This window comes from Flavobacterium sp. PS2 (genome assembly GCF_046250155.1).
Classification (GTDB): Bacteria; Bacteroidota; Bacteroidia; order Flavobacteriales; family Flavobacteriaceae; genus Flavobacterium.
This window is the reverse complement of record NZ_CP176426.1, coordinates 3,825,645-3,837,535: the sequence shown is the minus strand read 5'-3', so window position 1 is coordinate 3,837,535 and position 11,891 is coordinate 3,825,645. Positions and strand designations below refer to the sequence as shown.

The following is an 11,891-nucleotide window of genomic DNA, read 5'->3' as shown; positions in this document are numbered from 1 at the left end:
GTCTCTTTATATAAAATAAAAAAAACCGCCTTACTCCAAATGGATTAAGACGGCTTTAAACATTAAAAAATAGCTACTACAAGATATAATCGGTATTTATAAAATTCGATTCTTTACTATTTAATAATTCTTGCAAAATGGCATTATTGTAATCATTATCTTTTGATGCTACGAATGTTCTAATAGAAAACGAACGCAATGCATCGTGAATACTTAAGGTTCCTACAGCCGAATCTTTACGACCCGTAAATGGGAAAACGTCTGGTCCTCTCTGGCAAGAACTATTCAGGTTTACCCTGCACACTAAATTTACCAAAGTATCTATAAGTGGTGCAATCGTTTTGATGTCTTTACCAAACAAACTTACTTGTTGTCCGTAATTAGACTCAGCCATATCATTTAACGGTTCTTGAATATCCTTAAAGGTCAAGATAGGTACAACTGGTCCAAATTGTTCTTCGTGATATACACGCATTTTTTTATTTATTGGGAATAAAACCGCTGGAAATATGTAATTATCCGTGCGTAATCCTCCTTTTTCATTAATTACTTTAGCTCCTTTACTAGTTGCATCATGAATTAATTCGTGAATATAATGTGGTTTTTCTGGCTCTGGAAGTGGTGTAAGCGAAACTGACTTATCCCATGGATTCCCAAAAACCAACGAATCTACTTTTGCTGCAAAGCGTTTATTAAATTCTTCGGCTATAGATTCGTGTACATATAAAATCTTTAGTGCTGTACAACGTTGTCCGTTAAAAGACAATGTTCCAACGATACATTCCTGAATAGCCAAATCTAAATCGGCATCTGGTAAAATTATCGCAGGATTTTTTGCTTCTAATCCTAATACCAAACGTAATCTGTTTTTATTCGGGTGCTGATCTTGCAATGCAATTGCCGATTTACTATTTCCGATTAAAGCCAGGATATCGACTTTTCCAGATTTCATTATTGGCGATGCTACTTCTCTACCTCTACCATATACAATATTAATTGCTCCGCTCGGAAAACTACTTCTAAAGGCTTCTAATAAAGGGGATAATAACAAAACACCGTGTTTAGCTGGTTTAAAGATTACAGGATTACCCATAATCAATGCCGGAATAAGTAATGAGAATGTTTCGTTTAATGGATAATTGTATGGTCCAAGACACAATACAACTCCTAGAGGACCTCTACGTACCATAGCGTTTATACCTTGTACTTTGGTAAAACTTGCTCCACTAGTATTTAACTCTTTATAGCTTTCGATAGTATCGTAAATATACTCTACAGTTCTGTCAAACTCTTTCTCTGAATCTCCTAATGATTTCCCGATTTCCCACATCAATAATTTTACAACTTCGGTACGGGTGGTTTTCATCTGGGAAACAAAATTCTCCATACATTTTATACGATCCACAACTTTCATTGTAGGCCATAAACCTTGTCCTTTATTATAAGCAGCAGTTGCAGACTCTACAGCTTCCATAGCTTCGGCTTCTCCCATAAAAGGAATAGATCCTAATAAAGTAGGCGTATAATTTTCGGTAGATGATATGGTAGAAAAAACAGGTGTAGTTTGCCCTGTCCATTTTTTTAACTCTCCGTTTACAAGATAGGTATCCTGTACCAATGGAGTATTTATTTGGTATTCCTCTGGTATAAAACTCATTATTTGGTTGTTTTGTTTTTTGGTTATTTAGTTTTTAGAAAATAAAAAAGAGGCACGCGCCTCTTCTTATTTTTATGGTGTTACTGTTTCTCCATCCCAGTCCAGTATACCTCCTAATAAATTATAGGCGTTATCAAACCCCATCTCATTCATTATTTGGCACGCTTTTGCACTTCTGGCTCCAGAACGACAGTACACATAATAATTTTTATTTTTATCTAACTCCTCTAGCTCATAAATAAAAGCCTGTCCTTTATTGATATCAATATTAAGAGCATTTTCTATATAGCCATCATTGTATTCGTCTTCAGTTCTTACATCAAGTATAACTGCATTTTCGTCAGCTTCAAATTGAGCTACCCAATCTTCTTGTGATAAATTCATGATATCGTATTTTTAGGTAAAATTACAACGTTTTTGGCAAACTATAAACCTCCTATTTGTGATTTATATTATAATTCGTAGAAAACGTTTTAGCAAAGATATAATAATCAATGAATTCTGTTTTCTACAAATAATTTTCAAAAATACAGTCTACAAAACCCATAGAAAATAGGATATTATTATTTGAGTAAATTGGCATTTAAACATAAACTCTATATAATTAATACCATAATAATCGGTTATCTTTGTAATTAAGTTACCAAAATTTAGATTTTATTACAAAAACTTTTCTACTTATAATTAGCATATTAAAATGAAATTAATAATAACAATACTTTTATTTTGCGGTTTATCTGTTACAGCACAGAACGAAAAAAATAATCTGAGAACCGAAGAAATTAAAATTGAAAGTGGAGAAATTATTAAAAAATATAATAATGATAAACTCGAAAGTTTTGCGGTACAAATTTATGCCAATAGCTACTATAACTCCTTTTTCTTTACCAAAGAGAATGATACAATTGTGGTTAAAAATTTAAACGAGCAAGATGCCATTATCAAAATATATGTAAAAAATAAAAAGAAGGTTAGCGAATTTATTTATAAAGGCAAACAAATTTTCTATCTCGAAGTAATCGATTTTAACATCAACAACTTACCCGAAAAAAGTAAAATTTCGAATAGAATATATGATAATGAAAAAACCAGCTATCTCTATAAAAACAATATGGCTAATGCCGATGGAGATGATTTCGAAAAAAGCTATAAGTTATTTCTCTTCTTAAAAACATCAGAAAACAATGTAACTGTAGACTCCATTTTTAATCAAATTGCCGATTTTTTCTCTAAAGAAGATGCTATTTACAGAATTTATATGAGCAAATATCGAGACAAAATAAATGCTGAATCAGCAACAAATACAACTGCTTATCTGATTACAGATGAATCAGGAAAAATAAAAAACGGAATTTTATGGACTGAAAAACCATCTAATAACGGAGAATATCATATTTATAAAAACGGAAAAATCATTAAATCCGAAAATATAAAATTAGAATCTTTTCAAAAAATAATCAATACCTATTATATCGAAAGCGCTGATTTTAATGAATAAAACCATTACTAATTAGTACAAAAAACAACATCAATGCAAACTCCTTTAAAAAATATCTTTCCGAACTTTTCCAACGAATTAATTTCAGCTATCGAAAGCAATGCCAGTATGCAGGATTTTGAAACTGGAACTATTTTAATGCGAACTGGACAATACATAAAAAACACTGTTTTAATAACCAAAGGTAAAATCAAAATTTACCGTGAAGGCGAAGATGGTGGCGAATTTTTCATGTATTATTTACAACCAGGTCAAGCTTGTGCCATATCGATGATTTGCGCAACCAAGAGCGAGAAAAGTCAGATAATGGCAAAAGTAGTCGAAGATGTTTCGGTAGTCATGATTCCGTTAAACTTAATGGATAAATGGATGATGGAACACCGTACTTGGTACGAATTTGTGATTGAAACCTATAGAAGTCGTTTTGAAGAAGTCTTAGAAGTTGTCGATAGTATTGCTTTCCGTTCTATGGATGAACGATTAGAATTTTACCTAAAACGTCATAAAGACGCTTGTGGTTGCACCGAATTAAAAGTATCACATCAGGAAATTGCTACCGAACTTAATACCTCACGAGAAGTAATATCGCGCTTATTAAAAAAAATGGAACAACGTGGTTTGGTAAAACTAAACCGAAACCAAATTGAACTTTTAAAATAGAATGTTTGATTTTTTTTTTACCATTAAGAGATTAAGAAAAATTAAGGTTTGAATTTAATGGAACTAAATTTCTTAATGGTAATATTTTTTAACGTTGAAACTAATAGCAAATCTTGTGTGATAAATGTATTGCGCTTATTTAAAAAAAACATTTTTTTTTCACCATTAAGAGATTAAGAAAAATTAAGGTTTGAAGTTAATGGAACTTAATCTCTTAATGGTAAATATTTTTTAACGTTGAAACGAAATTCGCATTTAAAAAACCCAATGTGATAAATGTTACTGTGCCTTACGTTTTAAGAAACAACCTTTGTATCAAAAAAAACATCAATGGAATATTTAGGTTATTTTGCTTCAATTATTATAGGACTTTCGTTAGGCTTAATTGGCGGAGGAGGCTCAATCCTTACTATTCCTATTTTAGTTTATTTATTTAAGATAAATCCAGAGCAAGCAACAACTTATTCATTGTTTATAGTCGGAATCACTGCTTTATTTGGTAGTTATAGCCATTACAAAATGGGGAATCTTAAACTGAAATCGGCATTGTATTTTGCTATTCCATCGGTAGTTTCTATTTTAATTATACGAGAAGTAATTTTCCCTCAAATCGCATCAACATTATTTTCTGTTGCTTCCTATACCGTTTCCAAAGACTTTTTAATCATGCTTATTTTTTCTGTATTGATGATAGCAGCTGCAATCTCTATGATTAGAAAAAACAAAGCCGAACTAAAACCTACAACAACAAACTACACCCAACTAAGTATAATCGGGTTTGTTGTGGGTATTGTAACAGGATTTCTGGGTGCTGGCGGTGGATTTTTAATTATTCCAGCGCTAATATTTTTTGCCAATTTACCTATGAAGCAAGCCGTAGGAACATCATTGCTTATTATATTCATTAATTCATCTATAGGTTTTGGAGGAGATTTATATATCGGAACTCCTGTAAATTATATCTTCTTATTAGAAATTTCTGGAATCGCACTTTTAGGAATGCTCATAGGAACACAGCTTTCTAAAAAAATCGACGGAACTAAACTAAAACCAATGTTTGGTTGGTTTGTACTAATAATGGGATTTTATATTATTACAAAGGAAGTTTTCTTTTAAGATTTTAAGTTTAAGCCAATCTTTGCCAAAGTTTTTTTTACTTTGACAAAAATTAAAACCCATAATTCACTAAGCAAAAGTAGAATTGAGGATTTTATTTTAGTACGTTTAGAATAATGATATTCATTACGAATCACCCTTATGGCAAAAACAATCAAACACTTCGAAGAAAGTTTATTTACAGAAGATGACGGAAGTAAATTTTCTAAAATAAAAGACAAACTAATAAAAAGTTTCTCCACTACAGACAGAGAAAAAGTTATCGAAATTTTAATCCAATATTCAAAAGATGGCAAAATGCTACATTGGAGAAATTTCTTGTTGACTGATATTATTGACCTTGTACAAGAAGATGAAACAAATTATAGTGACTTCTTCGAGTGGACAATTACAAAACCAGAACTTACCTATTGGGGAATCGACGGACTTATAAAAACAAAAGGAATAAAAGCATATAAAACTCTCATTGAGTTAGCTCAAAACGAAAGCTTACCAACAGAAGTTCGTGCAAAAGCAATCAAAAGTATTGCAATACACAGCAAGCAGCCTTTTGATCGTGATTTACCAAAAGATCCTGGCTATTGGAAAATTGAAAACTTTAGGATTGATGAATTATTAGATTGGCAAAGCAAAGCGTACAAACAAGGCTCAGGCCATAAAGAACCTCAAATTCATCCCACACTAAAAAATCCAAAAACTGAACTAGAAAAAGCAGTTTCTAAACTAGACGACAAATTAAAAATAGAAAGAGATAAGCAACAAGATTTATCAAATCCATCAAATTGGCTTGCAATTGCCGCCGAAAACAAAATTGCTGAAATAGAGAAAAAGTGGAAACTACCCGAGAATTATTTGCTGTTTCTTAAAAGCTATTCTCCTATCAGAGTTTTTATCGACGATGAAAAATTCTTTCAGGGATTAAATTTATATGGAGCCGATGATTTAATCAAATCTCAAAATGGTTATTCTTTCAACTCAATAACAAACGAAATTCTCGAAGATTGGCCATCAAATTATATTGTAATAGCCGACGCTGGTGCTGACCCATATTGTATTGATATTACAAACATCACAAACAATGATGCACCAATCTATACAAGTATGCACGGAAATGGAAAATGGGAATTCGAAAAATACTCAGATTCATTCATTGATTTCATAAAAGACATCGTAGAGTAATCTTTGTCAAAGTTCTTTTTACTTTGACAAAGATTAAAATACTTTTGAATCCTTTAATCTGAGGTAATAAAATGAATTGCCACTGGTTTTAACCAGTGGAATATATAGATTTCTTTTGTTGGCTTTAGCCGAATATAGACATTCGGCTAAAGCCAACTAGCATTCATTATTTATCCGTTGGTTAAAACCAACGGCTATTCAAAGAAAAACTGATGAATCAATTCGTTGATTTGAAACTAAAAACTTAATGTTCTCCATATCCAATATCATCCATTTTACCACTAAAAACTCTATATTGAATAATAAAATATACAATAACAAGAGCCAAGGCTATAAAAAACCAACTCATTCCTGCTTCTAATCCGTATTCGTGTGCTGCGGTATTATAAATCGTTAATGAAGGATTTACATTATTGGTTGATGGCAAAACATTTGGAAAAATTGAAACTGCTGTAGAAGCAAAACCTCCCACAAGAAACAATGTTGAAAATACAAACCCCATTCCGTCTTTTTTATACGTGCGCACCTTAAACAATCCTACAATCCCAATAAAGGTAATTAAGGGGAATATCCAAAGTATTGGAGTTTCAATAAAATTATGAAAAGGTTTTGGCTCAATAAAATGCCAGATTTGCAAAGAAATAAATACCAAAATCAGTAATACTATATTGAGTCTAAAAACTACCTTTTTAAGCTTTTCATTTAATGAAGAATTGGTTTTAAAAATAATCCAGTTTGCGCCATGAATCGTAAGTGCTACAACGCTCACAATCCCCAAAAACAACGTAAACCAATCGATAATCCCTAATTCATGGGCTTGCGGACTAAAAGTCGGATTCCATAAAGGCAAAAAGAAAAAATGAGCCTCCTGAGTCGAAACACCATTTACAACCATACCTAGATTCACACCACGAACAATATTCCCTAAAGCAATCCCAAAGAATAAAGCCAATAGTAGACTCGCAATTCCGAATGCTTTATCCCAAACTACTTCCCACATCGGGTGATGAATCTGTCCACGCATTTCTAGTCCGATTGCTCTAAAAATAAGCAACCATAAAATCATAATCAATGGCAAATAAAATCCACTGAATGATGATGCATATAAAATCGGGAAAGCAAAAAATAATACACCTCCCGCGGCAATAATCCATACCTCATTGGCATCCCAAAAAGGACCAATCGCATTAGTTATCGCTTTTTTATCTTTTTCTGTTTTGGCAAAAAATAAATGAATAATTCCTGCACCAAAATCATAACCGTCTAACACAATGTAAACAGCTAGAATTCCCATTAAAACTACGTACCAAAAAAACTCCATAATTATATTTTTTCTGTGTGAGGTCCTTTATTGATGATTTTTCCAACCATAAGCAAAAACAACATGCCCAATAAAAGATACAATCCTATAAATCCTAATAATGTAAATAATGTATTCCCTGAGGAAACCGTTGGCGAAGCACCCTCGGCAGTGCGTAATAAATTATAAACCAACCACGGCTGACGTCCTAATTCGGCAGTGTACCATCCTGTAGTATTGGCGATATAAGGAAACGGAAGCATAAAAAGTAGCGACCATAAAATCCATTTGGTTTCGAATAGTTTTTTTCGGCAAAGTTGTAAAACCGCCATAGCCATCAATCCTATAAAAATTGTCCCTAGTCCTACCATAATATGATAAGCATAATACAATCCAGATATATTAGTAGGATGAACACTTTCGTCAAACTGATCTAATCCTTTTATTTCTTCATGCCAGCTTCCGTAAGTTAAGAAACTCAATATATTAGGAACGGCTATTTTATTATCTAGTTTTTTATCTTTTACATCGGGCTGACCGATAAGAACAATTTCAGAACCTTTTTTCTCAGTATGAAAAATTCCTTCCATAGCTGCAAAAGTTACAGGCTGATATTTTACCACATTTTTAGCCAGTAAATCACCTGTAGGAACTGCAACTATTACACACGAAATCAATCCGAAGATAACACCCGTTTTCACGAATAGTTTTCCGTAAGTCAAATTCTTTTTACTCAAAATATAAAAAGCACCAATTCCTGCAACAACAAATGAACTTGTTACCATCGAAGCTGCCTGATTGTGTAAATATGAAGGCCATAACCAAGGATTAAGGAACAAAGCTTGAAAATTGGTTAATACAAATCTTCCGTTTTCAAGAATTTCATATCCCACAGGATTTTGCATCCACGAATGTGTTGCAATAATTAAAAAGCCACTTGCCCACGAACCAATGCATATCAATAATCCAGTAACAAAATGCCATTTATGTCCGAGTAGTTTTTCTCCAAATAAAAATATTCCAAGAAACGATGATTCTAAGAAAAAGGAAAACATCCCTTCCATTGCAAGAGTTTGCCCAATAATCCCACCTGTTAATTCCGAGAACTTAGCCCAATTGGTTCCAAACTGAAACTCCATCGGAATCCCCGTTACAACACCCATTGCAAAATTCAACGCAAAGATTCTCATCCAAAAATGAGTGGCATGATTGTATTGTTCGTTTTGAGTTTTTAAATATTTCCATTTAAAATATACAATGATTAAGGAAAGTCCCATTGTAAGTTGCGGAAAGAGGTAGTGAAAAGTTATTGTAAATGCGAATTGCATTCGGTCATAAAAAAGCATTTCTTCCATACTAGCGTATTTTATTTTATTATGAGGTTTCGCAAATTTACCTATTAAATGTAACATTTAATGACATAAAAAAAACTTTATCACCTTGCCTTTATAAAAATTTTTAGTTAGTTCAAAAACAGCTAAAACACTAATTACATAAAAACCACACAACTAAAAACAAGCATTACTTACTTAAACACTATTCCATTATTTTTTTAAACCATTTAAGTCATTTAAGCCCATTTAAGTTTCACTCAAATAGCTTAACTTACATTTACTTATATCACTTATATGGTGAATTACTTACTTAACTACCCTACCATTATTTTTTTTAGATTATAAGTGATCTAAGTTAATTTAACTTTTATATAAATAGGCTGACTACTATTTACTTATATCACTCATACAGTTCAATTTTTCTTTTTTTTAGCTCAAAAAAAATTCTGTAACATTAGTCACTTATTTTCCAAAAAAACAAAGTTACCTTTGTAAAACATTATTTAAGATTACACAACAATGAAAATTGAACAAATTTATACCGGATGTTTAGCACAGGGCGCCTATTACATTACTTCAAATGGCGAAGCTGCGATTATAGATCCACTTAGAGAAATACAACCCTACTTAGACCGTTTAAATCGTGACCAAGTAAAATTAAAATACATCTTCGAAACTCATTTCCATGCCGATTTCGTTTCAGGACACGTTGATTTAAGTAAAGAAACTGGTGCACCGATTATTTATGGTCCAAACGCCGAATGTGGATTCGATTGTGTTTCTGCAACCGACGGACAAGAGTTTAAATTAGGAAACATCACAATAAAAGCGTTGCATACTCCTGGGCATACCATGGAAAGCACTACTTATTTATTAATTGATGAAAGCGGAAAAGATTATGCGATTTTTTCTGGAGATACTTTATTTATTGGAGATGTTGGTCGTCCCGATTTAGCTCAAAAAGCCACTTCGATGACACAAGAACAATTGGCAGCCATATTATTTAATTCGTTACGAACTAAAATAATGACTTTGGCAGATGATGTTATTGTATATCCAGCTCACGGTGCAGGAAGTGCTTGTGGTAAAAACATGAGTAAAGAAACGGTATCGACAATTGGAAACCAAAAAGCAACCAATTATGCCTTGCGTGCTAATATGACCGAAGCTGAATTTATTACCGAAGTAACCGATGGTTTACTACCTCCTCCTGCTTATTTTAGCATGAATGTGGCTATGAACAAAAGCGGTTATGAAAGTTTTGAATCTGTTTTAGATAACGGAATGAAAACTATAAAAGTTGACGAATTTGAAGCAGTAGTAGAAGAAACTGGTGCTTTGATTTTGGATACTAGAAATAATGGCGATTTTAGCAAAGGATTTATTCCGCAATCGGTAAATATTGGAATCAACGGTGATTTTGCTCCTTGGGTAGGAACTTTAATTGCCGATGTAAAACAACCTATTGTATTAGTAACCGAAAAAGGTCTGGAAGAAGAAGCTGTAACCCGATTAAGTCGTGTAGGTTTTGATTCGATTATCGGACATCTTGAAGGTGGTTTTGATGCCTGGAAAAATGCAGGTTACGAAACTGATACGGTAAACAGAATTACACCTGACCAATTTGCAAATGAATTTAAGGTTGAAGAAAACAAAGTAATCGACATTCGTAAAGAAACCGAATATAGTGCCGAACATATAGAAGAGGCTTACAACAAACCATTAGCTTATATTAATGACTGGGTAAAAGATATCGATCCAAAAGAGCATTTTTATTTGCATTGCGCTGGCGGATACAGAAGTATGATTGCTGCATCGATATTACAAGCACGCGGATTTAGAAACTTCACCGAAGTTGAAGGTGGTTTTAATGCTATTGCAAAAACTACAATTCCAAAATCAGATTTCGTTTGTCAAAGCAAAGTTTTAAAGTAAATAAGTAACAAAGGTACAGAGGTACAAAGCAACAAAGATTTTAGCCTTTGTATCTTTGCCACTCCAAACCTAAATAAAAAAGTAACAAAGACACAAAACGACAAAGATTTCAACCTTTGAACCTCTGAACCTTTGCCGCTTTGAACCTAAATAAAAAAGTAACAAATGAATTTAATTGAAATCATAAAAGAACCTTGGCCTTGGTACGTTTCAGGTCCGTTAATTGGATTGACTGTACCGATATTATTAATTTTTGGTAACAAAGCATTTGGTATTAGTTCATCATTACGCCATATATGTGCTATGTGCATTCCTGCAAATATTTCATTCTTTAAATATGATTGGAAAAAAGAAAGCTGGAATTTATTCTTTGTCTTCGGAATATTCTTAGGCGGAATAATAGCAACTGTTTTCTTATCGAATCCAAATGCTATCGAAATAAACTCAAAACTTACAACTGAGTTAGCAACTTATGGTATTACCGATAATTCGGGATTAATGCCAGTTCAGCTTTTTTCATGGGAAAGTTTATTAACCCTACGTGGTTTTATAATGATTGTAGTAGGTGGTTTTCTTGTAGGTTTCGGAACGCGTTATGCGGGAGGATGCACAAGCGGACACGCAATCATGGGGATTTCTAATTTGCAATGGCCTTCGCTGGTAGCAACTATTTGCTTTATGATTGGCGGATTTGTTATGGCAAACCTGATTCTTCCTTATATACTTTCACTTTAAAACTTTAAAAATGAAAATTTCAAACTTAAAATATATGCTTGTCGGAATTGTATTCGGCATAGTATTCGTAAAAGCCGAAATCATCAGTTGGTATCGTATTCAGGAAATGTTCCGTTTACAATCTTTCTTTATGTACGGCGTAATCGGAAGTGCAGTTGCAGTAGGAATGCTATCTGTTTTTTTGATAAAAAAATTCAAGGTAAAAACTATTCAGGGAGAAGAAATCAAGATTGAGCCTAAAACATTTAGTAAAGGTCAGATTTATGGCGGATTATTATTTGGATTTGGTTGGGCAATTACCGGAGCTTGTCCTGGTCCCCTATTTGCACAAATAGGAACTGGAGTTACTGTAATTGCAGTAACTTTGGTAAGCGCAATATTAGGAACTTGGGTTTATGGTTATTTTAAAGATAATTTGCCTCATTAATATTTTTCCTAAACTTAATTATTAGATATCCTCGCAAACCAATTTTATAG

At 32.8% G+C, this 11,891-nt stretch carries 11 protein-coding genes; 7 read left to right on the top strand and 4 right to left on the bottom strand.

Annotation, left to right across the window (positions count from 1 at the left end; genetic code table 11):
• Positions 1–76: 76 nt before the first annotated feature.
• Entirely contained in the window at positions 77–1,657 is a 1,581-nt protein-coding gene (locus ACJ6WR_RS16935) for an NADP-dependent glyceraldehyde-3-phosphate dehydrogenase (RefSeq protein WP_409415895.1), read from the bottom strand.
• A 72-nt stretch (positions 1,658–1,729) separates the two neighbouring features.
• Positions 1,730–2,041 carry a rhodanese-like domain-containing protein gene (locus ACJ6WR_RS16930; RefSeq protein WP_039116017.1) on the bottom strand — a complete coding sequence of 104 codons (312 nt, stop codon included), beginning with the start codon at positions 2,039–2,041 and terminating at the stop codon, positions 1,730–1,732.
• A gap of 313 nt (positions 2,042–2,354) precedes the next feature.
• Here ACJ6WR_RS16930 and ACJ6WR_RS16925 point away from each other — a divergent pair, with 313 nt between their 5' ends.
• The 4 genes from ACJ6WR_RS16925 (at position 2,355) to ACJ6WR_RS16910 (ending at position 6,110) form a co-directional block, all read left to right on the top strand.
• On the top strand, positions 2,355–3,155 hold the full coding sequence (locus tag ACJ6WR_RS16925) for a hypothetical protein (protein ID WP_409415894.1): 801 nt from the start codon (positions 2,355–2,357) through the stop codon (positions 3,153–3,155).
• Positions 3,156–3,188: 33 nt separating this feature from the next.
• A complete protein-coding gene (locus ACJ6WR_RS16920) occupies positions 3,189–3,815 on the top strand; it encodes a Crp/Fnr family transcriptional regulator (protein WP_323491052.1) in 627 nt (208 codons plus the stop codon).
• A gap of 330 nt (positions 3,816–4,145) precedes the next feature.
• Positions 4,146–4,931 carry a sulfite exporter TauE/SafE family protein gene (locus ACJ6WR_RS16915; RefSeq protein WP_039117818.1) on the top strand — a complete coding sequence of 262 codons (786 nt, stop codon included), beginning with the start codon at positions 4,146–4,148 and terminating at the stop codon, positions 4,929–4,931.
• A 141-nt stretch (positions 4,932–5,072) separates the two neighbouring features.
• Positions 5,073–6,110, top strand: a complete 1,038-nt coding sequence (locus ACJ6WR_RS16910; RefSeq protein ID WP_409415893.1) for an SMI1/KNR4 family protein — start codon at positions 5,073–5,075, stop codon at positions 6,108–6,110.
• A 244-nt stretch (positions 6,111–6,354) separates the two neighbouring features.
• On the opposite strand, the gene cydB is transcribed toward ACJ6WR_RS16910, so the two are convergent.
• Positions 6,355–7,431, bottom strand: a complete 1,077-nt coding sequence (gene cydB, locus ACJ6WR_RS16905; protein ID WP_409415892.1) for a cytochrome d ubiquinol oxidase subunit II — start codon at positions 7,429–7,431, stop codon at positions 6,355–6,357.
• Positions 7,432–7,433: 2 nt separating this feature from the next.
• The gene (locus tag ACJ6WR_RS16900; protein WP_039117822.1) at positions 7,434–8,765 is read right to left on the bottom strand and encodes a cytochrome ubiquinol oxidase subunit I; all 1,332 of its coding nucleotides are present in this window, start codon (positions 8,763–8,765) and stop codon (positions 7,434–7,436) included.
• A 498-nt stretch (positions 8,766–9,263) separates the two neighbouring features.
• Between ACJ6WR_RS16900 and ACJ6WR_RS16895 the strand changes: the two genes are divergently transcribed.
• From ACJ6WR_RS16895 to ACJ6WR_RS16885, 3 genes are all read left to right on the top strand, one after another.
• Positions 9,264–10,679 carry an MBL fold metallo-hydrolase gene (locus tag ACJ6WR_RS16895; protein WP_409415891.1) on the top strand — a complete coding sequence of 472 codons (1,416 nt, stop codon included), beginning with the start codon at positions 9,264–9,266 and terminating at the stop codon, positions 10,677–10,679.
• A 165-nt stretch (positions 10,680–10,844) separates the two neighbouring features.
• Positions 10,845–11,414: a YeeE/YedE family protein gene (locus ACJ6WR_RS16890; RefSeq protein WP_039116026.1), complete on the top strand. Its 570-nt coding sequence runs from the start codon at positions 10,845–10,847 to the stop codon at positions 11,412–11,414.
• A gap of 10 nt (positions 11,415–11,424) precedes the next feature.
• A complete protein-coding gene (locus ACJ6WR_RS16885) occupies positions 11,425–11,841 on the top strand; it encodes a DUF6691 family protein (RefSeq protein ID WP_081912428.1) in 417 nt (138 codons plus the stop codon).
• Positions 11,842–11,891: the final 50 nt, after the last annotated feature.

Coding starts and splice junctions, on each gene's coding strand:
- ACJ6WR_RS16935 (WP_409415895.1), bottom strand. CDS start 1,657: ATGAGTTTTATACCAGAGGAATACCAAATAAATACTCCATTGGTACAG.
- ACJ6WR_RS16930 (WP_039116017.1), bottom strand. CDS start 2,041: ATGAATTTATCACAAGAAGATTGGGTAGCTCAATTTGAAGCTGACGAA.
- ACJ6WR_RS16925 (WP_409415894.1), top strand. CDS start 2,355: ATGAAATTAATAATAACAATACTTTTATTTTGCGGTTTATCTGTTACA.
- ACJ6WR_RS16920 (WP_323491052.1), top strand. CDS start 3,189: ATGCAAACTCCTTTAAAAAATATCTTTCCGAACTTTTCCAACGAATTA.
- ACJ6WR_RS16915 (WP_039117818.1), top strand. CDS start 4,146: ATGGAATATTTAGGTTATTTTGCTTCAATTATTATAGGACTTTCGTTA.
- ACJ6WR_RS16910 (WP_409415893.1), top strand. CDS start 5,073: ATGGCAAAAACAATCAAACACTTCGAAGAAAGTTTATTTACAGAAGAT.
- cydB (WP_409415892.1), bottom strand. CDS start 7,431: ATGGAGTTTTTTTGGTACGTAGTTTTAATGGGAATTCTAGCTGTTTAC.
- ACJ6WR_RS16900 (WP_039117822.1), bottom strand. CDS start 8,765: ATGGAAGAAATGCTTTTTTATGACCGAATGCAATTCGCATTTACAATA.
- ACJ6WR_RS16895 (WP_409415891.1), top strand. CDS start 9,264: ATGAAAATTGAACAAATTTATACCGGATGTTTAGCACAGGGCGCCTAT.
- ACJ6WR_RS16890 (WP_039116026.1), top strand. CDS start 10,845: ATGAATTTAATTGAAATCATAAAAGAACCTTGGCCTTGGTACGTTTCA.
- ACJ6WR_RS16885 (WP_081912428.1), top strand. CDS start 11,425: ATGAAAATTTCAAACTTAAAATATATGCTTGTCGGAATTGTATTCGGC.